Origin of the sequence: Bradyrhizobium sp. 186 (genome assembly GCF_023101685.1) — a bacterium.
Taxonomy (GTDB): domain Bacteria; phylum Pseudomonadota; class Alphaproteobacteria; order Rhizobiales; family Xanthobacteraceae; genus Bradyrhizobium.
This window is the reverse complement of the sequence record NZ_CP082164.1, coordinates 2,239,587-2,262,679: the sequence shown is the minus strand read 5'-3', so window position 1 is coordinate 2,262,679 and position 23,093 is coordinate 2,239,587. Positions and strand designations below refer to the sequence as shown.

Sequence of the window (23,093 nt, the reverse complement as noted above, 5' to 3'; positions counted from 1 at the left end):
TGAGACTACGCGACATTCTGCGCCGGCAACGGCGATTCGAAACTGATTTCGGAATTCGGCACGGGCCGCCCGATCAGATAGCCCTGCACGTAGTCCACTCCTGCCGCAAGCAGGGCCTCGAACTGCGCACGGTTCTCGACCCCCTTGGCCACCGTGACGACATCGAGACCGCGCGCCAATGCGACGGCAGCGGCGACAACCGCGGCGCAATCCCTTCGCGTCGTGCAGCCCTGCACGATCGCCCGGTCGATCTTGAACTTGGTGAACGGGAAGCTCTGGAGGTAGCTGGCCGCGGAATAGCCCACACCGCAATTGTCGAGGACAACGCCAACGCCAAGGTTCTTCAGTTGTCGGACCAGGAGCAAGTGAGCCGCCGGATTCCCGTCCAGGAGCGCAGCGTCCGGTATTTCGAGTTCGAGGCGTTCGGGCGATAACCCCGACTCGACCAGCGCGCACAGGACAATGTCGAGCACGTTGCTCCGGTGGAACTGGACGGCGCTCATGTTGACGGCGACCTTGATGTGGGCCGGCCAGGCAGCCGCATCCAGGCAGGCCTGTCGCAAGATCCATTCACCGAGCGGCAGCATCAATCCGGCGTGCTCGGCGGCATCAAGGAACTGCGAAGGCGCCAGCAAGCCCTTCGAAGGGTGATGCCAGCGCACGAAGCATTCCAGGCTAGTCATCGCGCGCGTCCTGGCGTCGGTTACCGGCTGGTAGTGCAGCTCGAACTCATTGCGAGTCATCGCCTCCCGCAGTTCACCTTCCATCAACTTCTGTGTGTCGGCAGCTTCCGTCATTTCCGGCTGGAAGATGCGGAAATCGTTTCGGCCGCCGGATTTCGTCGCATAAAGCGCGACATCCGCCTTCTGTAGCAATGTCTCGGCGTCGGCGCCGTGCTGCGGCGCGAAGGCAATTCCAATGCTGGTACCAACGCTGACACGGTTGCTGCCAAGATCGAGGGGTTGGTCGATCAGGCCGATGATCCTCAGGGCGAGAGCAATCGCGCCCTCGTTCTGATTTTTTTCGTTCTCCTGGATGATGGCGAACTCGTCGCCGCCGAGGCGCGCCAGCACGTCCGTATCCCGCAGCGATGAACTCAGTCGCCGTGCCACCTCGACCAGCAACTGGTCGCCCGCAGCGTGACCAAGCGTATCGTTCACAATCTTGAACCTGTCGAGATCGAGCATCAGAACGGTAAATGTCGTGCCATGACGCTGCAATCGCTTTGCAGCTTCGTCGAGCTTCTCCGAAAAGACGGCGCGGTTCGCCAGACCAGTGAGCAGATCGTGCTGCGCCAGATACGCGATGCGCTTCTCGTTTCTCGCCCGATCGGTAATGTCCTCGTGGGTCGTGAGCCAGCCGCCATCCTGCATCATGTGGCGCGCAATCGCGACCACGCGCCCGTCCGCGATTTCCCGGATCTCGCTGAGCTGTTTCACGTTCTGGCGGAGATAGACGTCCGGCGCGACGCCGACGAAATGCGTGCCGTTCTCGCGACGATATTCGAGAATTTGCGCCAGCGTGGTTCCGGGTTTTATCTGGTCGCGGCCAATATGGTAGATTGCGCCATAGCGCGCGTTCGATACCACGACCCTCTGGTCCGCATCGAACATGCAAAGTCCCTGGGACATGTTGTTGAGGGCGGCGTCGAAGCGAAGATTGATGGCCTCCAGTTCCGCGGCTTTTTCGGCCAGCATTTGCTCGCCGCGCTTCTGTTCGGTGACGTCTTCATGCGTTGCGACCCAGCCACCGTCCGGCAACGGCTTGCGCTGAATCAGGACCTGTCGGTTGCTTTTCAGTTGATAGTCCTGCTGCCGCTGGGTCGGCATCTTCCGGAGATGCTGATCCACCGTCATTTTCTGGTCAGCTTCGCCGCGATCTGCGTAGTGCCGCAATATCCGTTGCAGCGGCGTGCCGGGCCTGACGAGCTCGTCCGGCAAATCATACATCTGCTGATAGCGGCTGTTTGAGATGACGAGATTCTTTTCCGCATCAAACAGACAGAGGCCCTGCGACATGTTGCTGATGGCAACGTCGAACCGGGTATTGGTGCGTTTCAGCTCGGCCGCGTGTTCAGCCAGCAGCGTCTCGTCGTGCCGCTTCTCCGTGATATCCTGATGGGTCGCAACCCAGCCGCCGTTCTGCATCGGCGTGCGCAGGATCGAGATGGTGCGACCATCGGCGAGCGTGATGATCCGGGGTGTCCGTTGCTTTACGCCCTCGAGAAATTCATCCAGATCGAGATCGCCTCCCGCCGGCTTGTAGCAGCGAACGATGCTGCTGAGCCGCGTGCCTGGCTCCACCTGTGCTTCCGTGAGCTCATACATCTCGCGGTAACGACCGTTCGCAATCAGAAGCTTCTCGTCCGCATCGAACATGCTGAGCCCATGCGGCATATTGCTCAATGCGGCGTCGAAAAGTGCATTCATCTCCGCAAGCGCATTGGTCTGCCGCCGCAGCAGCCATGTGCCAACCAGGATGACGATGACGATCGCAGCAGCCAGCGGGCCGAAGATATAGAGATGCCGGTACCACGGCTGCAACACGTGGCTGCGGGCGTAGGTCACGATCATGACCAGCGGCAGTCCGCTGACTGCCTTGTAACCAGCGATGCGGGCAACGCCATCAACCGGACTTGTCAATTCATAGGAGCCCGCATCGGATGCCGGCAGATACCGGGTAAAGAGCGGGCCGCCTGCGAGCGACATCCCGAGGACGTTCTTCTGCTCCGGCACCCGCGCCAGAATCCGTCCAGTGCGGTGAAACAGGACGACGGAGCCATCACCGCCGAGATCGATCTTGCGGTAGATCTTGAGTAGAAAGGACAGATCCAGCGGGGCCGTGACGATTCCGGCAAAGCTTCCGTCAGGATTGTTTAACCGACGCGACGCCGCGCTGAACCACTGGTCGCTGACGGCCGATCGATAGGGAGGCGCAACAAAAAGACCGCGGCTTGCATCGTCGCCATGAATGACGAAGTGCGACATATCCGAGATGTTGCTGCGCGGCGGCGCGTGGTCGTAGGAATGAGCAATGACTTCCCCGGAGGCATTGGTCCAGCCCACCGCAACGAGGATAGAGGAGCTCTTGACCAGCTGACGCAACGCAACATTGCCCTCATCGGGCGCAGCGTATTTTCCGGACAGAGAGCCTTTTCGGATCGCCTCGGTTTCGAGCAGGACGCGATCGATGTCTTCGAACGTCACCGCGGCGTGCTCGGCCAAGATGGCGGCGAGGTTGAGAGCGTCGGTTTGCGCAGATGCGATAGCCTCGCGATAGCGGGCACCGAGATCAACGAGAAACGATGCCACGATGGCTGCCGAAAACAGCAGGCCTAGGATCGTCACGGACGATCCCGGCGAACGAGCCAATCTTCGCCAAGCTTTGAGCATTGTGCATTTTCGTGATGACCGGACGGATCACCGTCGCTCGGCAGTGCTAAGATTCCGTTCTCTTGGAATTCCGACCGGCCACCGTAGATTCGCGGTATCACGCAGGGCTGCCGCCGTTTTGCGGTATCTAAATACTGATCCGTGCGCCCAGAACTATCCTGCTTACTAAGCGCATAACGAAGGAGGCGCACCGCATCAGCGGTGCGCCTCAAGGTTGGTCCCGTTTCCGGCGAGCGACCGGACCCGCAGCGCGTCCGGAAAGGCAGGCGTCAGTTCTTGCTCTTGTCGACCAACGCGCCCTTCTTGATCCAGGGCATCATGTCGCGCAGCTTGGCGCCGACGTCCTCGATCGGATGCGCGGCGAGCTTGGCGCGGGTCGCCTTGAACGAGGTCTGGTTGACCTTGTTCTCCAGCATCCAGTCGCGGGCGAACTTGCCGGACTGGATGTCATTGAGCACCCGCTTCATCTCGGCCTTGGTTTCCGACGTGACGATGCGCGGACCGGTGACATACTCGCCGTACTCGGCGGTGTTGGAGATCGAGTAGTTCATGTTGGCGATGCCGCCTTCATAGATCAGGTCGACGATCAGCTTCACCTCGTGCAGGCACTCGAAATACGCCATCTCGGGCGCGTAGCCGGCTTCCACCAGCGTCTCGAAGCCGCCCTTGATCAGCTCGACCAGACCGCCGCAGAGCACCACCTGCTCGCCGAACAGATCGGTCTCGCACTCTTCCTTGAACGAGGTCTCGATGATACCGGCGCGGCCGCCACCGATGGCGGAAGCGTAGGAGAGGCCGAGGTCATGGGCGTTGCCGGATACGTCCTTGGCGATCGCGATCAGGCAGGGCACGCCGCCGCCGCGCTGGTATTCGGAGCGGACGGTGTGGCCGGGGCCCTTCGGCGCGATCATCAGCACGTCGAGGTCGGCGCGCGGATCGAGCAGGTTGAAGTGGACGTTGAGGCCGTGCGCGAAGACGAGCGCGGCGCCCTTCTTCATGTTGTCGTGCAGGTGCTCGCGATAGATGTCGCCCTGGAGTTCGTCCGGGGTCAGCATCATGACGAGGTCGGCCCATTTGGCGGCTTCGGCGACTTCCATCACCTTGAAGCCGGCGGCTTCCGCCTTCTTGGCCGAAGCCGAGCCCTTGCGCAGCGCAATCGCCACGTCCTTGACGCCGGAGTCCTTGAGGTTGAGCGCATGGGCGTGGCCCTGGCTGCCATAGCCGACGATGACGACCTTCTTGCCCTTGATCAGGTTCAGGTCGGCGTCGCGATCGTAATAAACACGCATGGTCGTTTCCTCATTCAGGGGCCGGAATCGGCCGTTGGTCAGGTCTCGGAAGGTGGAATTTGCGGATTTCGGGGGCTGTCTAGAGCATTTTCGGCCCCCTGGGAAACCCGTTTCTGCATGGAAAACTGCGGCATCATGCATCCATGAAGACGGGGTAAAGCGAGGCCAGCAGCAGGATCGCCATCAGGATATTGAAGGCGCGCACCAGCCGCTCGGAGGTCAGGACCGGCCGCAGTGCGGTGCCAAAGAAGGCCCAGACCACGGTCGAGACCGTGCCCACGAGCAGGCTGATTAGGGTCTGGATCGCGATGTTGAGCGGGAATTGGGCGATGGCCGCATAGGCGGTAATGGTGCCGATCACGATCACCCAGCCCTTGGCATTGATCCACTGGAACATCGCCGCGCCCCAGAAGGTCATCGGCCCGCGGCTCGCCTCGCCCGGTTTGGCCGGGCCGGAGAAGGCGATTACGGCGGCCAGGTAAATCAGGTAGGCGGCGCCGGCATATTTCAAAATGCTCTGGAGGATCGGATAGGCCAGGAACACGGTGCCAAGCCCCAAGCCGACGGCGCCGACCATGAAGGCGAAGCCGATGGTGATGCCGGCGATGTGCGGGATGGTGCGGCGGAAGCCGTAAGTGAGCCCCGAAGACAGCAGCATGATGTTGTTCGGCCCGGGCGTGAAGAACATCACGAGGGCGAAGATGATGAAGGCGTATAGCAGCGACTGGGACATGCTCACCTCACGCGGTCTTCGGCAGCGGCTGCGGGCGCCTCGCCAGCACCATTCACTGCGATGCCGCCGATCACCGTCAGCATCCCGGCCAGTCGCAGCGGGCCGAACTTCTCGCCGAATACGATGCTGGAGGCGGCCGAGCCGACGAACGGCACCAGCAGCGCGAACGGCACCACCTGCGCGGCGGGATAGTCGCGCAGCAGTCGGCCCCACAGCCAATAGGCGATGCTGGTCGAGATGGCGCCGATCACCAGCAGGCAGACGAGCCCGGTGATTGACATATGGATCAGCGCCTGCCAGGTCGGCGCCGGCCCGTTGACGACCAACGCCAAGGCAAACAGCGGCACCGCAGCGGTGAGACATAGCCACGCGAACAAGTCGAACATCGACACGCCACGTGCGCCGCGCAGCAGGATATTGCCGATGGCAAAGCTGACCGGCGCGATCATCAGCACCGCAAAGGCACCGACGCTGAAATCATAACCGACGGTGCCGCAGATCATGAGAAGGCCGACTGCTGCGATGACGACGCCCAGCGTCTGCGCCGGTGTCGGGCGCTCGCCGAATACGATCGCGGCAAATCCAATGGTGAACAGCGCCTGGCTCTGCACGACGACGCTGGTGAGCCCCACCGGCACGCCATGCGCGATGCCATAGGCCTGACTCAGGAACTGGCCGAGGAACAGCGTGAAGCTGATCGCGATCAGTAGCGACCAGGCGATCTTCGGCTTGCGAACGAACAGGCACGGCACCGCGGCAATCGTGAAGCGCATCGCCGTCATCAGCTCCGGCGAAAACTCGTCGAGCGCGATCCGGCTCGCCACAAAGGCAAGCCCCCAGATGATCGCCACCAGAATGGCGATGAGGATGTCGGCGGGCTTCATTGTTGTTCCCGGTTCTGCGCTGTCGTGCAGCCCTGATTATTGTTCTCGTCTAGCCTTGCTCGCCGGCTTTCGGTTTGCGCAGAAGATACGTGCCGTGCATCGGCGCGTGGTAGTCGGCCGAGACCAGCATGAAGCCGACATCGGTCAGCATCCGCTCCATCACCCAGCCGAAGGTGGAATATTCGTCGCGCATATGCGTCACCACGCTTTCACGCGAGAAATCGTGGTTGTTGATCTGGTACTCGGCCCATTGCTCGACGTCGCGCTCGGAAGCGTCCGGCATCGAGACGTAGACAACGTCGCGCAGGTAGAAATTCGCGCCCGGCTTCAGCGCGCGGTAGATCCGCGACATCGCCACCGCCTTCCAGAAATCCGGCAAATGATGCAGCGTGAACTCGCTGACGATCAGGTCGTAGGATGCCGGCCGGAACGAGAAGCTCAGCAGGCCAGCGGATTGCGTCGCAACCCTCGCCTTGCGGTCCCGCGCATAGATCTCGGCGAGCGCCAGCATCGCCGGCGAGATGTCGACGGCGTCGACCTCGGCGCCCATCAGCGCCGCCTCGGTCGCGAGCACGCCGTTGCCGCAGCCGATATCGGCGATGCGCCAGCCGCGCTGCACGCCCAGCATTTTCAACGCGGCGCGCGCGCGCAAATCGGCATCGTCGTGGCTGTCATAGATCGACGCCACCGCGGGCCCGATGCCCATCCGGTTCCGCTCGTTGTAGTACCAGTCGCGCGCCAGCATGGTTCACATCCCTTCAGGCCCGCGGCCGATCGCGGCGACGCCGGTGCGCGACACCTCGACAAGGCCGAGCGGGCGCATCAGGTCGATAAACTGGTTGATCTTGTCCGTATTGCCTGTGATCTCGAACACAAAGCTCTCGGTGGTGGCGTCGATCACCCGGGCGCGGAATGCATCGGCGAGGCGCAGCGCCTCGACGCGGTGCTCGCCCTGCCCGCGCACCTTCACCATCGCAAGTTCGCGCTCGATCGAGCGCTTGGTCAGTGTCATGTCGACGACGCGGTAGACCGGGATCATACGATCGAGCTGATGCTTGATCTGCTCGATCACCATGGGCGTCCCCGTGGTGACGATGGTGATGCGCGAGAGATGTTTCTGGCTCTCCGTTTCGGAGACGGTGAGGCTCTCGATGTTGTAACCGCGCCCAGAGAACAGGCCGATGACGCGTGCGAGCACGCCGGGCTCGTTCTGCACGAGCACCGAGAGCGTGTGGGTCTCGTTGGGATCGTGACGGTCCTCGATGAAGTAGGCGGATGCGGGCTGGTTCATTGTCGTCCCCTCTATTCTCTCGTCATGCCGTCGCCCGCTGGGCGATGGCGGCGTCCGTCCCAACCCAATTGAGGAACAGATCGAAATCGATATTGCCGCCGGAAAGCACGAGACCAACGCGCTTGCCCGGCAGCTTGGTCTTTTCCTGGAGCGCCGCGGCAAGCGCGGCGGCGCCGGCGCCTTCGGCGAGATTATGCGTGTCGGTCCAATAGGCGCGGATCGCGGCGGCGACCTCGTCGTCGGTGACCTGAACGATGCGCGAGGCGCCCTGCCGGATCAGCGCGAACGCATCCGCATCAGGGATGCGCGTCGCCATGCCGTCGGCGAGGGTGTTGCTGGTCTCGGTGGTCACGATCTTGCCCGCCGCGAACGACAGCGCGTAGGACGGTGCTTCGGTCGACTGCACGCCGACGATTTCGGTCTTCAGGCCGAGCAGGTCGCGCGCCATGATGCAGCCGCAGATGCCGGAGCCCTGCCCGATCGGCACATAGAGGATGTTGAGATCGGACGCGGACCTGAACAGTTCGAGTGCATAGGTGGCAACGCCCAGCACCAGATCGGCGTGGAACGACGGCACCATGTGGAGCCCGGCGAACTGCGCGTGGCGTCCCGCTTCCTCGCGAGCCGCCTGAAAGTCCTCGCCGTGCTCGACCAGTTCGGCGCCAAAAGCCTTCATCGCGCGGTTCTTCTCGACCGAGTTGCCGCGCGGCACGTAGATCACGGCGGGCACGCTGTGGCGGCTCGCCGCAAAGGCGAGGCTCTGGCCGTGATTGCCGCGCGTCGCCGAGATGATGCCCGGAATGTTCGGCCGCTCGCGCTTCAGCCGCTCGAGATAGACGAGGCCGCCGCGCACCTTGAAGGCGCCGGTCGGCGTGTGGTTCTCGTGCTTGACCACGACCTGCGTACCAAGCCGCTGGCTCAGCAGCGGCCAGGCGTGCGCCGGCGTTGCCGGCACCGCCTGCCCCACGATCGCATGTGCGCGCTCGAGCTCCGTCAGGTTGAACATGGCAACCCCGCATGCGATCTGCTCCCTCGCCCCGCTTGCGGGGAGAGGGTCGGGGTGAGGGGGAGCCTCCGCAGGGACGGTGAGAACTGGATTCGCGGAGACTCCCCCTCACCCGGATTGCGCTCACGCGCAATCCGACCTCTCCCCGCAAGCGGGGCGAGGTGAAGCGAGACCGTCCGTCGCTGCTGCGGCATTGCTCTCACACCAGCGCCTTGCCGCCGGCAAACGCCTTCGCCGTCGCCTCGTCATTGGCCTGCTCCGGCAACAGCATCTCGTTGTGCGCCTTGCCGGAGGGGATCATCGGGAAGCAGTTTTCGAGCGCCGCGACGCGGCAGTCGAACAGCACCGGGCGCTTGACCGAGATCATCTCCTGGATGGCGCCGTCGAGATCGGCAGGCTTGTGCACCTGGATGCCGACGCCGCCATAGGCTTCCGCGAGCTTGACGAAATCCGGCAGCGCCTCCGAGTAGGAATGCGACAGCCGGTTGCCGTGGAGCAGCTGCTGCCACTGCCGCACCATGCCCATGTACTGGTTGTTCAGGATGAATATCTTGATCGGCAGCTCGTACTGGACCGCCGTTGACATCTCCTGCATCGTCATCTGCACCGAGGCGTCGCCCGCGATGTCGATGACGAGGCTGTCGGGATGGGCGACCTGCACGCCGACCGCGGCCGGCAGGCCGTAGCCCATGGTGCCGAGACCGCCCGACGTCATCCAGCGATGCGGTTCCTCGAAGCCGAAGAACTGCGCGGCCCACATCTGGTGCTGGCCGACCTCGGTGGTGATGTAGGTATCCTTGCCGCGCGTCGCCTCGAACAGGCTCTGGATCGCGTGCTGCGGCAGGATGACATCGTTGCTCTTCCTGTAGTAGAGCGAGTTGCGGGCGCGCCACTGCGCGATCTGCTGCCACCACGCCTTGACGTCGGGCTTCTTCGCCTCCGCCTTGAACACCTGGAGGATGTCGCCGAGGATGTTGCCGCAGTCGCCGATGATCGGCACGTCGACCCGGATGTTCTTGTTGATCGAGGACGGGTCGATGTCGATGTGGATCTTCTTCGAGCCCGGCGAGAACGCATCGACGCGGCCGGTGATGCGGTCGTCGAAGCGCGCACCGACGCACAACATGACATCGCAATCATGCATGGTCATGTTGGCTTCGTAGGTGCCGTGCATGCCGAGCATGCCGAGCCAGTTCTTGCCCGACGCCGGATAGGCACCCAGACCCATCAGCGTCGAGGTGATCGGGAAGCCGGTGACCTCGACCAGCTCGCGCAGCAGCTTGGTTGCTTCGGGACCGGAATTGATGACGCCGCCGCCGCTGTAGATCACGGGGCGCTTGGCGTTGGCGAGCAGCGTCACCGCTTTGCGGATCTGCGTCGCATCGCCTTTCACGCGCGGCGCATAGGACCGGTGCACGTCGGACTTGCGCGGCGGATGATAGGTGCCGGTCGCGAACTGCACGTCCTTCGGCACATCGACCAGCACCGGGCCCGGACGGCCCGAGGTCGCGACGTAGAAGGCCTCGTGCAGCACCTTTGCGAGATCGTTGACGTCACGCACCAGCCAGTTGTGCTTGGTGCAGGGGCGCGTGATGCCGACGGTGTCGCACTCCTGGAACGCGTCATTGCCAATCAGGTGCGTCGGCACTTGGCCGGAGATGCAGACCAGCGGGATCGAATCCATCAGCGCGTCGGTCAGCGGCGTCACCATGTTGGTGGCGCCGGGACCGGAGGTCACCAGCGCAACGCCCGGTTTTCCGGTCGAGCGCGCATAGCCCTCGGCGGCATGGCCCGCGCCCTGCTCATGGCGGACCAGGATGTGCTGGACCTCGCTCTGCTGGAAGATCTCGTCATAGATCGGAAGCACCGCGCCGCCGGGATAGCCGAAAATGTCGGTCACGCCATGATCGATGAGCGCGCGGACGATCATCGCGGCGCCGGTCATCTGGTTCGGATCGTGGCTCTTGTCGCTCATTGGCTTGCTCCGGATGCGCTGTTGTCAGCGGCTTTCGTGTCTGGTTCGGGAAATAAAAAAGGCCCCGAAGAGGGCCCGTGCACACCGCCTGTCATGTGGATGGCAGCTAGCCACCCCCGGCGGTGTGCCTGGGTACGACGACGATAAGGAGTTTGGTAATAATGTTACGCATAGCTAGCGCCCGGCTTCCCAAAGGTTGCGCGAAACATAGCGGCCAAAGCCCGGATGTCAAGGCAATGCGGCCGTTCCCGCGCGATTTCGGCAGTGTAGCGGCGTTCCCGGGGTTCGGCGAGAGGTAAATGCGGCACGCCCGGCACAAAAGCGTGTCAATCGGGGTCCCGCGCCGCATTCACGATGGCTGCAAGCCACCCCCTCGCCTCCTCCGGCTTCACCCATTCGAACTCAGGTAACTGATGCCGGAACCAGGTGAACTGGCGCTTGGCGTAGTGGCGCGTATCGGCGCGGCCGATCGTGGCGGCTTCCTCCAGACCGAGTTCGCCACGCAAATGCCGGATCAGCGCCGGTACGCCGTGCGCCTTCATCGCCGGTAGAAGCGGATCGAGCTGCCGGGCGGCGAGCCGCTCGACCTCCTTCAGGGCGCCCGCCCCTAGCATCGCATCGTAACGAGCGTCGATACGGGCGTAGAGTTCGTCGCGTTCGGGCGCGAGAAACACCGCGCGAAAACTGTCCTTCGGCAACAGCGGCGGCTCGCCCTCGCGGTGCCAATCGAGCAGCGAACGCCCGGTCGCCTCGACCACTTCGAGCGCACGCGCGATGCGGGTGCGATCGCGCGGGTTCAATCGCTCGGCCGCGCGCGGATCGCGGCGTGCGAGTTCCGCGTGCAGCGCCTCGACGCCGTTGCGCTCCAGCCGCGCGCGCACGTCCTCGCGCACTTCGGCAGGCGTCGGCGGCACCACGGAAAGCCCAGCGGTGAGCGCCTTGAAATAGAGCCCGGTGCCGCCGATCAGGATCGGCAGGCGGCCCTCAGCCTGAGCCTCTTCGAGCGCCTTCGCCGCGTCGCTCACCCAGGCGCCGGCCGAAAAATTCACGGCTGCGTTGACATGGCCGTAGAGGCGGTGTGGCACCCGCGCCTCGTCGCCGCGTGTGGGGCGCGCCGTGATGATGCGGAGGTCGCGGTAGACCTGCATGGAATCGGCATTGATGACGACGCCACGCGTGGCCAGCGCAAGCTCGAGTGCCAGCGCCGACTTGCCGCTGGCGGTCGGGCCTGCGATAAGCACGGCCTTGCTCGGATGCCCCTCGCTCACGAAAACCTCAAATGTCGCTCGTCGCCACGCTGATCTGCAATCCCAATAATCCCGCGCTCGACTCCACCATCGTCGACGGCGCCCGCGCCGTGCTGCCCCAGGCGGCACCTGCGCATTGGCTGTTCGACGGGGTTGCGGTCGACATCCCCTTCGGTGCCGACAGCAACCTCGAAGGCGACCGTCACGCCATCGAACAGCGGTTGCGCGAGCTTCGCGGCGACCTCCCCATCGACATCGTCGTGCAGCCGACCGGCTTCCGGCGCAAGAAGCTTTTTCTCGCCGACATGGATTCCACCATGATCGGCCAGGAATGCATCGATGAACTCGCCGATTTTGTCGGGTTGAAGGCGCATGTGGCAGGGATCACCGAGCGCGCGATGCGCGGCGAGATCGAGTTCGAGCCGGCGCTGCGCGAGCGCGTCGCGCTCCTGAAGGACCTGCCCGCCGCCGTGGTCGACGAAGTCCTGGCGAAACGCATCACGCCGACACCGGGCGGCAGCGCACTGGTCGCGACCATGCGCGCGCACGGCGCCTATGCCTGCCTCGTCTCCGGCGGCTTCACGCTGTTCACGCGCGCGGTCGCCGCAAAAATCGGCTTCCAGGAAAACCGCGCCAACGAGCTTGTCGTGCGTGACGGCAAGTTCACCGGCGAGGTGAAGGAGCCGATTTTGGGCCGCGCGGCAAAGCTCGCGACACTGGTGGATTTGATGGAATCGTTCGATCTCGACGACGTCGACTCGCTGGTGGTCGGCGACGGCGCGAACGATCTTGCGATGATCCAGGCGGCGGGGCTGGGCGTGGCGTACCACGCCAAGCCGGCCGTGGCGGCCACTGCGGCGGCGCGGATCGATCATGGCGATCTCACCGCGCTGCTCTATGCGCAGGGGTATCAGCGCGAGGAGTTTGTGGAAAGCTGACACGCTCGTCGTTCCGGGATGGTGCGATGCGAAGCACCAGACCCGGAACCTCGAGATTCCGGGTTCGATGCTTCGCATCGCCCCGGAATGACCGATAAAGCTACTGCACGCTCAGCGCCACAAACCGCAGCTCGCCGTCCCCATTTGAGACCAGCAGCAGCACCGACTTCTTGCCGTCCTTCTTGAGCTGGTCGATCCGCTTCTGGATGTCGGCGCCGCTCGATACGGCCTCCTGCGCGACTTCGACGATGACGTCGCCGGCGGAGAGCCGCTTCTCGGCGGCATCCGAATTGGCGTCGACATTGGTCACGACCACGCCCTTGACGCTGTCCTTGATCTTGTAGCGCGTGCGCAAATCCTTGCTCAGAACCGCGAGATCGAGGCCGAGCGCCTTTTGCGTCACAGTCTTTTCTGGCGCGGGCTCGTCGGTCTTCACCGCGGCCTGCACCTTGTCGGCATCCTGGAGGCGGCCGAGCGTGACCTTCTTGGTCTCCTCCTGGCCCTTGCGGATGATGAGTACGTCGACCTCCTTGCCGACCGCGGTGTCGGCGACGACGCGGGAGAGGTCCTTCGGGTCCTTGACGTCCTTGCCGTCGAACTTGACGACGACGTCGCCGGGCTCGATGCCGGCGGGCTTGGCCGGGCCCTTGTCGTCGACGCCGGCGACCAGCGCGCCGCGCGGCGGCTTGATGTTGAGGCTTTCGGCGATCTCGTCGGTGACGCTCTGGATGCGTACGCCCAACCAGCCGCGGCGCAGCTCGCCGAACTGGCGGAGCTGATCGACCACGCCCGCGACCGTCTTCGACGGCACGGCGAAGCCGATGCCGATCGAGCCGCCGGAGGGCGAAATGATCAGCGTGTTGACGCCGATGACGTCGCCATCGAGGTTGAACAGCGGGCCGCCGGAATTGCCGCGGTTGATGGAGGCGTCGGTCTGGATATAGCTGTCATAGGGTCCCGACGAGATGTCGCGGTTCTTGGCCGAGACGATGCCGGCCGTGACCGTGCCGCCGAGACTGAAGGGGTTGCCGATCGCGACCACCCAGTCGCCGAGGCGCAGCTTGTCGGAGTCGCCGAACTTCACCGCGACCAGCGGCTTCGTCGGCTTGAACTTCAACACCGCCAGATCAGTCTTCTTGTCGACGCCGACAAGCTCGGCCTTGATCTTGGTGCCGTCGTTGAGAATGACGTTGATCTCGTCGGCATCGGCGATGACATGGTTGTTGGTCACGACGACGCCCGAGGTGTCGATGATGAAGCCGGAGCCAAGCGAATTGGTCTTGCGCGGCGGGCCATTGTCGCCGCCCTTGCTGCCGCCGCCGGGGCCGCGGCGGTTCTTGAAGAAGTCGTCGAAGAACTCCTCGAAGGGCGAGCCGGGCGGCAGCTGCGGCATGGCGTTGCTGCCGCCGCCGCTGCCCTTGGCTTCGACCGTCTGCGAGGTCGAGATGTTGACGACCGCGTCGATCACCTTCTCGGCGACGTCAGCGATGCCATCCGGTCCACGCGCATAGGCCGGCGAGCCGAACGCGCTGACAGCGCCGATGACGAGCGCAGCCAGCCCAAGTCGCACGCCATGGCGCACGCGGGTCGGGGCAATGGTGGCAGCGGTCATTGTGATCTCCAGAGAGAATAAGGATTCGGCATCAGACTGCGCTCGAACCGGTGGACGGCGCAAGCACGGAGGTTAACGGGCCTCAAGACGCGGATAATACGGCGAAAAATTGCCCGTCGCCTTCACTTTGGCGTTGGCGTGGCCGCTAAATGGGCCGCCGCATAACCCAGATCAGGATCAGGCCGATGACGGCCGAAGCGATCCCCACCGCCCGCAGGACATGGTCAGGCGTGGTAAGCGCGCTCTTCATCGCCTTGCGCATCCAGCTCGGACTTGCCGCGAACATCAAGCCTTCCAGCACGAACAGGATGCCCAAGCCGATGAGGAAGTCGGCGAACGCAATGGACCTCATCGGATTGGAACCTCCCCTTGTGCTGTTCTTGTCTGGACGAAGGGCGGCACAAGTGCCGCCCTTGATCTAGCTCACGGCTTGGCCGATGTCTCGGTCGCCGTCTTGCCGCTCGGATTACTGAAATACCGGAAGAAATCCGAGTCGGGGCGCAACAGGAAGCGGGTGTCGCTCGAACGCAGCCCGTTCTCATAGGCCGTCATCGACCGGTAGAAGGCGAAGAAGTCTGCGTCCTTGCCGTACGCCTCCGCGAACAGGCGGTTGCGCTCGGCGTCACCCACGCCGCGCGTCTGCTCGGCGGTCGAGTTTGCTTCGGCAATGATCACCGTCGCCTCGCGATCGGCCTTGGAGCGGATCTCCTGCGCCTTCTGACCGCCCTGCGCGCGGAACTCGGCGGCTTCGCGCTGACGTTCGGTCTGCATGCGCTGGTAGACAGCCTGGCTGTTCTGCTCCGGCAGATCGGCGCGGCGGATGCGGACGTCGACGACCTCGATGCCGTAGCCGTCGGCCTCGTGGTCGAGCTGCTCGCGGATGCGCCCCATCAGCTTCTCACGCTCGTCACGCACCACGATGATGAAGTTGACCTCGCCGAGAACACGGCGCAGCGCCGCGTTCAGCAGCGACGTGAGCTGGAGGTTGGCGGCCTGGATCGAGCCGACACTCTGATAGAAACGCAACGCGTCCTTGATCCGGTAACGCGCGAAAGCGTCGACCACGAGGCGCTTCTGGTCGGAGGCGATGACCTCCTGCGAGGGATTCTCCAAGTCGAGGATCCGCTTGTCGATGTTGATCACGGAGTTCCAGGGCGCCTTGAAGTGCAGCCCGGGGTCTCTGACGACATCCACCGGCTTACCGAACTGCAGCACGATGGTCTGCTCGGTCTGTTGCACCGTGAACAGCGACATGTAGGCGACGATCAGGACCAGGAGAAGTCCGAGAAGCGCGACGATACCTGTGACCGGAGACCTCATCGGCTGCCTCCGCTCGGCTGCTGGCCGGCCGTGGTCGACGGACGCTTGGGCGTCAATTCGCTCAGCGGGAGGTAGGGCACGACGCCCTGGCCCGAGGAGCTTCCGTCATAGATCAGCTTTTCCGAGCCGCCGAGCACGCGCTCCATGGTCTCCAGATAAATCCGTTCACGCGTCACGTCGGGCGCCTTCTTGTATTCCTCGTACACCTTCAGGAAGCGCGAGCTTTGGCCCTTGGCCTCGGCAACCGCCTGCTCCTTGTAGCCTTCCGCCGCCTGCATGATCTGCGCCGCGCGGCCGCGCGCTTCCGGCACGACCTTGTTGGCGTAGGTCTGCGCTTCATTCTGCAACTGCTCGAGGTTGGCGCGGGCCGCCTGCACGTCGCGGAACGCATCGATAACCTGTGCGGGCGGATCGACCTTCTGCATCTGCACCTGGGCGATCTGGATGCCGGCGCCGTAGCTGTCGAGCGTCTTCTGCATCAAGTCCTGCACGGTGGTTTCAGTCTGCGTCCGCGCCCCGGTCAGGATCGGCTGGATGTTGGAGCGGCCAATCACCTCGCGCATCGCGCTCTCGGCGACTGCCTTCACGGTGCCTTCGGGGTTCTGGATATTGAACAGGAAGTTGCCGACGCCGTTCGGCTTGATGCGCCAGAGCACGGTGAAGTCGACGTCCACGATGTTCTCGTCGCCGGTCAGCATCAGGCTTTCTTCCGGCACGTCGCGGATGGAGCGGCCGCGCCGGGCCGGATCATCGATCAGCGTCATTCCGATGGAAATGGTGGAGACGCGCAGCGCCTTCGGTAGCAGCACGGTCTCGATCGGATAGGGCAGGTGATAGTTCAGGCCCGGGTCCACGGTGCGCACATGCTTGCCGAAGCGCAGCACGACGCCTTGTTCCTCAGACTGCACCCGGAAGAAGCCCGACAACAGCCAGAGCGCGACGATGATGAGCAGGATCAGCGTGATGCCGATGCCGGAGAAATAGCCCCCCGGCATGATCTGCTGGAGGCGGTCCTGACCGCGCCGCAGAAGGTCTTCCAGATCCGGTGGCCTCGGCCCGACCGGTTGCGGCCCCGAGCCCCATGGTCCTTTCGGACCCGAGCCCCACGGGCCACCGCCCTGATTCTTCCACGGCATTCGACAGTCTCCTCGGCAGACCAGGACTAGAACTTACCCGGCCCGCATTGTCCGGTCCGGCTTTATAGGGGACCGGCAGGTCCCTTACAACGCAGCCTTGATCGACTTCCGAGCTATGCTCGGGCGCGAAAAAGTCAATGTAAACATTGGCGAATGCGGTTAATGGCGCGGCCGCCGACGATATGTCACATAGGAGAAGTCGGCGCTGTCGTCCGGTCCGGCGGGATGGCGGACGCGGCTGGTTTCCTGCCACTGCGCCTTATCGATGTCGAAATGGGTGTCGCCTTCGGGCCGCGTGTGCACTTCGGTGATCTCGAGGCGATCGGCGCGATCGATCCACTGGCGATAGATCTCGGCGCCGCCGATCACCGCGATCTCGGCGGCCGAACGCCGCAGGGCATCGCCGCGCGCAACCGCGCCTGCATCCTCCGCCGAGGTCGTGACGACGGCACCGGCGGCGCGATAAGCCGCATCGCGCGTGACGACGATGTTGGTGCGGCCGGGAAGCGGACGGCGCAGCGATTCAAAGGTCTTGCGGCCCATGATCACGGGCTTGCCGATCGTGAGCGCCTTGAAGCGTTGCATGTCGGATTTCAATCGCCACGGAATCGCGCCGCCGGCGCCGATGACGCCGTTCTCCGCGATGGCAACGACGAAGACGATCTCCATCAGGCACCGTTCCCGGCAAGCCGTGTCAGTGCAGGCCCGGTGACGCGGCACAGCGTCCAATCGTCCATCATGACGGCGCCGAGCGATTTGTAGAACGCGATCGACGGCGCGTTCCAGTCGAGCACCGCCCATTGCAGGCGCGACCAGCCGTTCTCGACGCATTCCTTCGCAAGGTGCACGAGCAGCGCCTTGCCGAGGCCTCTGCCCCGATGCGACGGCCGCACATACAAATCTTCGAGATAGAGGCCGTGCCGGCCGCTGAAGGTAGAAAAATTAACGAACCAGACCGCGAAGCCGACGGGTTCGCCGTTCCACTCGGCGATCGCGCAATAAAGCCGCGGATCGCCGCCGAACAGCGCATCGGCGATCATCGCCTCGGTCGCCTCGACCTCGTGCGAGAGCTTTTCGTAGGCGGCGAGCTCGCGGATGAAAGCGAGAACGAGCCCGGCTTCGCCGGGGCGCGCGCGGCGGACGTTGAGCGACATCTGAGCTAGACCGCGACTTCCGCCTTGATGTGCGGATGCGGATCGTAGCCGACGAGCTCAAAGTCCTCGTAGCGGAAGGAGAAGATGTCCTTCACGTCAGGATTGATCCTCATTATCGGCAGCGCGCGCGGCGCGCGCGTGAGCTGGAGCCGCGCCTGCTCCAGATGATTGGAATACAGATGGGTGTCGCCGAACGAATGCACGAAGTCGCCGGGCTTCAGGCCAGTGACCTGCGCGACCATCAGCGTAAGCAGCGCGTAGGAGGCGATGTTGAAGGGCACGCCGAGGAACACGTCGGCCGAGCGCTGATAGAGCTGGCACGACAGCTTGCCGTTCGCGACGTAGAACTGGAACAGGCAGTGGCACGGCGGCAGTGCCATCTTGTCCACTTCGGCCGGGTTCCACGCCGAGACGATCAGGCGGCGCGAGTCCGGGTTGCGCTTGATCATGTCAACGACGTTCGCGATCTGGTCGATGCTGCGGCCGTCGGGCGCGGGCCAGGAGCGCCATTGATGGCCGTACACCGGGCCGAGATCGCCGTTGGCGTCCGCCCACTCGTCCCAGATGGTGACGCCGTTATCGCGCAGATATTTGACGTTGGTATCGCCCTTCAGGAACCACAGGAGCTCATGCACGATCGCCTTCAGCGGCAACCGCTTGGTGGTCAGCATCGGGAAGCCGGCGGACAGGTTGAAGCGCATCTGATGGCCGAATACCGACAGCGTGCCGGTGCCGGTCCGATCGGTCTTCTCGGCGCCGTCTGAAAGAATCCGCTCGAGCAGGTCCTGATACTGGTGCATGTGCCAAAAACCTTTAGGAAGACGGCAGCCTTTGGGAGGACGGCGAACTTAACGGCCACCCCCGCGCCACGACAGCGTCGATTCGCCGCCTGCGCGGATTATACCCGGAAAAAGTGAGTGCTCTTGGCCCAAACGACAAGGGGCGGAACTCGTGTCCCGCCCCCTCGCCTATCGGCTTGATCCTGCTGGTTAACTTGCCGGCTTGAGCACCGGACTCCACTTCACGATCTCGCCTTTTGCGAGGGCAGCGAGGGCTTCCGGTGTCCGCTGCGCGGGCGCCGGGATGACACTGCCGAGCTCAAGGAGGCGCTTGCGCACGGCTTCGTCGTCGAGCGCCTTGACCGCGGCGGCGTTCAGGCTTGCCACAATCGCGGGCGAGGTCCCTTTGGCGCGAACATGCGGTTCCAGGCCTGGGCCTGGAATGCCGGCAGGCCCGCTTCCGCCGTCGTCGGCACGTTCGGCAGCGACGGATTGCGCTCCGCCGTTGCGATCGCATAGGCCTTGATGGTGCCGGCATTGATCTGCGGCACGGCATTGACGATCTGGTCGCACGAGCGCCGCCGCAGATGCGCCCGCGAGCGCGCGAATGAATCCCCAAACAAAAAATGCCGGCCATACGGCCGGCATTTTCATTTCACGAAGCTGTCACACGAGCCGATTCGACTTCCGAATGCCGCGCGCCGACGCAGGACGCGTCGCGATCAGCTCTCGGATTCGGTGAACACCTCGTCGCGCTTGGCGCGCAACGCGGGCAGCACCGTGAGCACCAGAAGGAAGGCCGCGATCGCCAGCAGCACGGCCGACAACGGACGCGTCAGGAACACGCTCCAGTCGCCGCGCGAGATCAGAAGCGCACGGCGCAGGTTCTCTTCCATCAGCGGTCCGAGCACCATGCCGAGCAGCAGCGGCGCCGGCTCGAAATCGTGCTTGATCAGCCAGTAGCCGACCAGGCCGAACACGCCTGCGAGGATCACATCGACCGGTGCGTTGTTCACCGAGTAGATGCCGATCGCGCAGAAGATCACGATCGAGGGGAACATCAGCCGGTAAGGCACGCGCAGCAGCCGCACCCAGATTCCGACCAGCGGCAGGTTGATGATGATCAGCATCAGATTGCCGATCCACATCGAGGCGATCATGCCCCAGACGAGATCCGGCTGCTTCTGCATCACCTGCGGACCCGGCACGATGCCGTGAATGGTCATCGCGCCTACCATCAGCGCCATCACCGCGTTCGGCGGGATGCCGAGCGTGAGCAGCGGGATGAACGAGGTCTGCGCCGCCGCATTATTGGCGCTTTCCGGCGCCGCCACGCCCTCGATCGCGCCACGGCCGAACCGCGACGGGTTCCTGGCGATCTTCTTCTCGAGCGTATAGGACGCAAAGGACGCGATGACCGCGCCGCCGCCCGGCAGGATGCCGAGGATCGAGCCGAGCACGGTGCCGCGCAGGATCGCAGGCGTCGAATCGATCAGGTCCTTCCTGGTCGGCATCAGGCCGGTGATCTTCTGCTGCACGAGGTCGCGGTTCATCTCGGCGCCAGCGTCGAGATTGCGGATGATCTCGGCGAAACCGAACACGCCCATGGCCACCGTCGCGAAGCCTAGGCCGTCGGCGAGCTCCGGAATGTTGAAAGCCATGCGCGAGGCACCGGTCTCGATGTCGGAGCCGACCATCGACAGCAACAGGCCGAACACGATCATCGCGATCGCTTTCAGCACCGAGCCCTTGGCCAGCACCACCGCGAAGATCAGGCCGAGCACCATGAGCGAGAAATATTCGGCCGGGCCGAACGCCAGCGCGAGCTTGGTCAGGGGTGCGCCGAGAACGGCGATCAGGACGGTCGCGACGCAGCCGGCAAAGAACGAGCCGATCGCCGCGATCGCCAGCGCCGGGCCGGCGCGGCCCTGCTTCGCCATCTGGTGGCCGTCGATGGCGGTGACCACCGATGTCGCCTCGCCGGGAATGTTGACCAGGATCGAGGTGGTCGAGCCGCCGTACTGAGCACCGTAATAGATGCCGGCGAGCATGATCAGCGCGCCGACCGGCGGCAATCCGAACGTGATCGGCAGGAGCATCGCCACGGTTGCGACGGTGCCGATGCCCGGCAGCACGCCGACAAGCGTGCCGACCAATGCGCCAATCAGGCACATGAGAATATTGATCGAGATCGGGAGCGATAGGCCGTAGAGCCACCAGGGTGACCACCAGGAGATCTGAAACACCACACCGAAACCGAGGCTCAGATTGTGGAAGAGATCGAACATCACACCCTCACTGAGCCAGGAAACGCGGGAACATCGGCATCGGCAGCCCGAGCACGTAGGGGAACAGAAGAGCGCAGCCGAGCGTCAGGCAGGCGCCGACGATGATCGCTTCGATCCAGCGCGTCTCATGCGTGCCCATCGCCGCGATCAGGAAGCTCGCGAACGCCGTAACCACCACCCCAAGCGGACGAATCGCCAGGGCGAAGAAGACGATCGAGACCATCACGAAGAGCGGACCGCGCCATGCATAATGCGCCATCGCCGGCCCATCGGTCAGCAGTCCCGTCAGGGCGATGCCGGCGCCAAGTGCGACGAGCAGCCCGCCAAACATCCGCGGCGCCGTGCCTGCGCCAAACGAGAAGCCGCGCATCCCCTGCAAATCGCTGGAGGCCCACAGCGCAAACAATGCCAGCGCCATCAGAACGATCCCGCCGATATAGTCCTGTGCCGACCTGATCGTCATGAAGATCGTGAGGATCGCCACCGCAAACAGCGGATAGGAATAGATCAGCGCCAGCAGCACGTCGGATGACGCCTTCTTGGTGTCACCACCGACCGCTCCGAGCAACGCACTGGGCGCGCCCGCGAGCAGCGCCGTTGCATGGCTGATCAAGACCGTGGCCGGACCGCGGCCGGCGCCCCAGCCAAAGATCGTCCCGATCGACCAGATGAATTCGAAGAGCTGCGGCGCCACGGCCAGCAGACAGAAGCCGATCGCCACCGACGTGTTTCGGGTGGCTGTCGCCGAGTGGCCCATCGTGTCGGCCATGCATGTCTCCTCCGTGACTCATAAGTCACGAGCACTGTTGTTCTAATTGGCTGGAAATGGATCCCCCGCCCGGATCACTGCCTAGCGATTTTCATCACACAATGCCAGCAAAACCCAACAGGCCTCCGGCGAGCAGCAGCCACAGCGGATTGACGCGCGATAGGGTCGCGACGATCGCAACCGCCGCGGTTATTAGCAAAGCAGTAACGGTACGATCGGTCGACTGGGCCAGGATCAGAGCGCTCGCCGCCATCAATCCGATCGAGAGCGGAACCAGTGCAGCCTGAATCAGGCTGGGCCAGCGCGATTGGCTCGGCCGGTTCAGGAGCCGGCTGACATACTAGGCAAGCAGGGCGGTCGGCAGGCACATCGCCAGCGTCGCCGCCAGCGCTCCGGGAATGCCGGCAACGGCATAGCCGATCAGCGTGACGATCAGGACGTTGGGACCGGGCGAGAGTTGCGCGATCGCATAGGCATCGGCGAACTGCTTGTCGGTCATCCAGTGATGCACGTCGACCGCGATGCGGTGCATCTCGGGCACTGCGGCTGCGGCGCCGCCGACCGCGAACAGCGACATCAGGCCAAAGGTCGAGATCAGCGCCCAGATCGGGCTCTCGCTGGTCATACTGCTACCTTCCGTCGCAGGAGGAAAGTCACGGCGACGCTGAGGGGAATCGCGACCAGCAGCACCGCCTGGAGCGGCAGGCGAAGCACACCGATGGCGGCGAACACGGCGAGCATCAAGATGAGTCCGACGGCGTCCATCCGTTTCAACAGCGGCGTCATCATGCGGAAGACCACCGCGATCAAAAGGCCGACCGCGGCGCAGGAGATGCCCGCGAGGCTGCGGCGCAGCACGTCCACATCGCCGAAACGGGCGTAGATGATCCCGAGCACGGTCATGATCAGCGTCGGCGGCAGCAACAGCCCGGCAAAGGCGGCCACCCCGCCCGCGATCCCGCGCAGCCGCGCCCCGAACACCATCGACAAATTGACGATATTGGGCCCGGGCAGGAAATGGCAGAGCGCGAAGGTCTCGTTGAACTCGTCCGCGGTCATCCAGCGGTGCTGCTCGACGATGGCGCGCCGGGCAAACACCAAAACCCCGCCGAAGCCGGCCAGCGACATCCGGGCAAAGGCCAGGAACAGCGCCACCAGGCTGGGCGGCAGGCCGCTCGCTGTGGAAGGATCCGGCTCTCGATCCGACTCTTGGGCGGCCGGTGCTGAATCCGTGGACATGTCAGGAGCTTAGAACGAGCGCCGCGGTGCGGCCAAGGCTG

The 23,093-nt window shown here is 64.1% G+C and carries 19 protein-coding genes and 3 pseudogenes; 1 reads left to right on the top strand and 21 read right to left on the bottom strand.

What is annotated here, in order from left to right:
* Nucleotides 1-5: 5 nt before the first annotated feature.
* The 9 genes and pseudogenes from IVB18_RS10560 to miaA form a co-directional block, all read right to left on the bottom strand.
* On the bottom strand, nt 6-3,347 hold the full coding sequence (locus IVB18_RS10560; RefSeq protein ID WP_247989103.1) for a PAS-domain containing protein: 3,342 nt from the start codon (nt 3,345-3,347) through the stop codon (nt 6-8).
* 314 nt (nt 3,348-3,661) lie between these two features.
* On the bottom strand, nt 3,662-4,681 hold the full coding sequence (gene ilvC, locus IVB18_RS10555) for a ketol-acid reductoisomerase (RefSeq protein WP_247989102.1): 1,020 nt from the start codon (nt 4,679-4,681) through the stop codon (nt 3,662-3,664).
* 133 nt (nt 4,682-4,814) lie between these two features.
* Nucleotides 4,815-5,414 (bottom strand): LysE family translocator, encoded by a 600-nt coding sequence (locus IVB18_RS10550; RefSeq protein WP_247989101.1) that lies wholly within the window; start codon nt 5,412-5,414, stop codon nt 4,815-4,817.
* A 7-nt stretch (nt 5,415-5,421) separates the two neighbouring features.
* Nucleotides 5,422-6,298 (bottom strand): annotated as a pseudogene (locus IVB18_RS10545) (EamA family transporter).
* A 49-nt stretch (nt 6,299-6,347) separates the two neighbouring features.
* Nucleotides 6,348-7,043 carry a class I SAM-dependent methyltransferase gene (locus tag IVB18_RS10540; protein WP_247989100.1) on the bottom strand — a complete coding sequence of 232 codons (696 nt, stop codon included), beginning with the start codon at nt 7,041-7,043 and terminating at the stop codon, nt 6,348-6,350.
* 3 nt (nt 7,044-7,046) lie between these two features.
* Complete coding sequence (ilvN, locus tag IVB18_RS10535) at nt 7,047-7,589, bottom strand: acetolactate synthase small subunit (RefSeq protein ID WP_014493064.1); 543 nt, start codon at nt 7,587-7,589, stop codon at nt 7,047-7,049.
* A 22-nt stretch (nt 7,590-7,611) separates the two neighbouring features.
* Nucleotides 7,612-8,595 (bottom strand): threonine dehydratase, encoded by a 984-nt coding sequence (locus IVB18_RS10530; protein WP_247989099.1) that lies wholly within the window; start codon nt 8,593-8,595, stop codon nt 7,612-7,614.
* A 199-nt stretch (nt 8,596-8,794) separates the two neighbouring features.
* Nucleotides 8,795-10,570 (bottom strand): acetolactate synthase 3 large subunit, encoded by a 1,776-nt coding sequence (locus tag IVB18_RS10525; RefSeq protein WP_247989098.1) that lies wholly within the window; start codon nt 10,568-10,570, stop codon nt 8,795-8,797.
* Between the two features lie 326 nt (nt 10,571-10,896).
* Entirely contained in the window at nt 10,897-11,838 is a 942-nt protein-coding gene (gene miaA / locus IVB18_RS10520) for a tRNA (adenosine(37)-N6)-dimethylallyltransferase MiaA (protein ID WP_247989097.1), read from the bottom strand.
* An 11-nt stretch (nt 11,839-11,849) separates the two neighbouring features.
* Here miaA and serB point away from each other — a divergent pair, with 11 nt between their 5' ends.
* Nucleotides 11,850-12,755: a phosphoserine phosphatase SerB gene (gene serB / locus IVB18_RS10515; protein ID WP_247989096.1), complete on the top strand. Its 906-nt coding sequence runs from the start codon at nt 11,850-11,852 to the stop codon at nt 12,753-12,755.
* A 100-nt stretch (nt 12,756-12,855) separates the two neighbouring features.
* Here the strand turns inward: serB and IVB18_RS10510 are convergent, their stop codons facing one another.
* The 12 genes and pseudogenes from IVB18_RS10510 to IVB18_RS10455 all read right to left on the bottom strand — a co-directional run bounded on the left by IVB18_RS10510 (nt 12,856) and on the right by IVB18_RS10455 (nt 23,052).
* Entirely contained in the window at nt 12,856-14,367 is a 1,512-nt protein-coding gene (locus IVB18_RS10510; RefSeq protein ID WP_247989095.1) for a Do family serine endopeptidase, read from the bottom strand.
* A gap of 145 nt (nt 14,368-14,512) precedes the next feature.
* Nucleotides 14,513-14,719, bottom strand: coding sequence for a DUF2065 domain-containing protein (locus IVB18_RS10505; RefSeq protein ID WP_247989094.1), 207 nt, complete (start codon nt 14,717-14,719; stop codon nt 14,513-14,515).
* A gap of 71 nt (nt 14,720-14,790) precedes the next feature.
* Nucleotides 14,791-15,687 carry a protease modulator HflC gene (locus IVB18_RS10500; RefSeq protein WP_247989093.1) on the bottom strand — a complete coding sequence of 299 codons (897 nt, stop codon included), beginning with the start codon at nt 15,685-15,687 and terminating at the stop codon, nt 14,791-14,793.
* A complete protein-coding gene (gene hflK / locus IVB18_RS10495) occupies nt 15,684-16,823 on the bottom strand; it encodes an FtsH protease activity modulator HflK (RefSeq protein WP_247989092.1) in 1,140 nt (379 codons plus the stop codon). Before hflK ends, IVB18_RS10500 begins: the two co-directional genes overlap by 4 nt.
* A 159-nt stretch (nt 16,824-16,982) precedes the next feature.
* Nucleotides 16,983-17,492, bottom strand: a complete 510-nt coding sequence (locus IVB18_RS10490) for a dihydrofolate reductase (protein WP_247989091.1) — start codon at nt 17,490-17,492, stop codon at nt 16,983-16,985.
* The gene (locus IVB18_RS10485) at nt 17,492-17,977 is read right to left on the bottom strand and encodes a GNAT family N-acetyltransferase (RefSeq protein WP_247989090.1); all 486 of its coding nucleotides are present in this window, start codon (nt 17,975-17,977) and stop codon (nt 17,492-17,494) included. Before IVB18_RS10485 ends, IVB18_RS10490 begins: the two co-directional genes overlap by 1 nt.
* A 5-nt stretch (nt 17,978-17,982) precedes the next feature.
* Nucleotides 17,983-18,777: a thymidylate synthase gene (locus tag IVB18_RS10480; RefSeq protein WP_247989089.1), complete on the bottom strand. Its 795-nt coding sequence runs from the start codon at nt 18,775-18,777 to the stop codon at nt 17,983-17,985.
* Between the two features lie 189 nt (nt 18,778-18,966).
* Nucleotides 18,967-19,328, bottom strand: a pseudogene (locus tag IVB18_RS10475) (tripartite tricarboxylate transporter substrate-binding protein); the annotation flags it as partial.
* A 150-nt stretch (nt 19,329-19,478) separates the two neighbouring features.
* Nucleotides 19,479-21,044 (bottom strand): tripartite tricarboxylate transporter permease, encoded by a 1,566-nt coding sequence (locus IVB18_RS10470; RefSeq protein ID WP_247989088.1) that lies wholly within the window; start codon nt 21,042-21,044, stop codon nt 19,479-19,481.
* Nucleotides 21,045-21,051: 7 nt separating this feature from the next.
* Nucleotides 21,052-21,813, bottom strand: coding sequence for a tripartite tricarboxylate transporter TctB family protein (locus tag IVB18_RS10465; RefSeq protein ID WP_247989087.1), 762 nt, complete (start codon nt 21,811-21,813; stop codon nt 21,052-21,054).
* 94 nt (nt 21,814-21,907) lie between these two features.
* A pseudogene (locus IVB18_RS10460) lies at nt 21,908-22,438 on the bottom strand (chromate transporter).
* Nucleotides 22,435-23,052 (bottom strand): chromate transporter, encoded by a 618-nt coding sequence (locus IVB18_RS10455; protein WP_247989086.1) that lies wholly within the window; start codon nt 23,050-23,052, stop codon nt 22,435-22,437. Before IVB18_RS10455 ends, IVB18_RS10460 begins: the two are co-directional and overlap by 4 nt.
* Nucleotides 23,053-23,093 lie beyond the last annotated feature (41 nt).

Excerpts from the sequence above, each read along its gene's own strand:
- ilvC (WP_247989102.1), bottom strand. The coding sequence starts at position 4,681 with ATGCGTGTTTATTACGATCGCGACGCCGACCTGAACCTGATCAAGGGC.
- IVB18_RS10550 (WP_247989101.1), bottom strand. The coding sequence starts at position 5,414 with ATGTCCCAGTCGCTGCTATACGCCTTCATCATCTTCGCCCTCGTGATG.
- IVB18_RS10540 (WP_247989100.1), bottom strand. The coding sequence starts at position 7,043 with ATGCTGGCGCGCGACTGGTACTACAACGAGCGGAACCGGATGGGCATC.
- ilvN (WP_014493064.1), bottom strand. The coding sequence starts at position 7,589 with ATGAACCAGCCCGCATCCGCCTACTTCATCGAGGACCGTCACGATCCC.
- IVB18_RS10530 (WP_247989099.1), bottom strand. The coding sequence starts at position 8,595 with ATGTTCAACCTGACGGAGCTCGAGCGCGCACATGCGATCGTGGGGCAG.
- IVB18_RS10525 (WP_247989098.1), bottom strand. The coding sequence starts at position 10,570 with ATGAGCGACAAGAGCCACGATCCGAACCAGATGACCGGCGCCGCGATG.
- serB (WP_247989096.1), top strand. The coding sequence starts at position 11,850 with ATGTCGCTCGTCGCCACGCTGATCTGCAATCCCAATAATCCCGCGCTC.
- IVB18_RS10510 (WP_247989095.1), bottom strand. The coding sequence starts at position 14,367 with ATGACCGCTGCCACCATTGCCCCGACCCGCGTGCGCCATGGCGTGCGA.
- IVB18_RS10505 (WP_247989094.1), bottom strand. The coding sequence starts at position 14,719 with ATGAGGTCCATTGCGTTCGCCGACTTCCTCATCGGCTTGGGCATCCTG.
- IVB18_RS10500 (WP_247989093.1), bottom strand. The coding sequence starts at position 15,687 with ATGAGGTCTCCGGTCACAGGTATCGTCGCGCTTCTCGGACTTCTCCTG.
- hflK (WP_247989092.1), bottom strand. The coding sequence starts at position 16,823 with ATGCCGTGGAAGAATCAGGGCGGTGGCCCGTGGGGCTCGGGTCCGAAA.
- IVB18_RS10490 (WP_247989091.1), bottom strand. The coding sequence starts at position 17,492 with ATGGAGATCGTCTTCGTCGTTGCCATCGCGGAGAACGGCGTCATCGGC.
- IVB18_RS10485 (WP_247989090.1), bottom strand. The coding sequence starts at position 17,977 with ATGTCGCTCAACGTCCGCCGCGCGCGCCCCGGCGAAGCCGGGCTCGTT.
- IVB18_RS10480 (WP_247989089.1), bottom strand. The coding sequence starts at position 18,777 with ATGCACCAGTATCAGGACCTGCTCGAGCGGATTCTTTCAGACGGCGCC.
- IVB18_RS10470 (WP_247989088.1), bottom strand. The coding sequence starts at position 21,044 with ATGTTCGATCTCTTCCACAATCTGAGCCTCGGTTTCGGTGTGGTGTTT.
- IVB18_RS10465 (WP_247989087.1), bottom strand. The coding sequence starts at position 21,813 with ATGGCCGACACGATGGGCCACTCGGCGACAGCCACCCGAAACACGTCG.
- IVB18_RS10455 (WP_247989086.1), bottom strand. The coding sequence starts at position 23,052 with ATGTCCACGGATTCAGCACCGGCCGCCCAAGAGTCGGATCGAGAGCCG.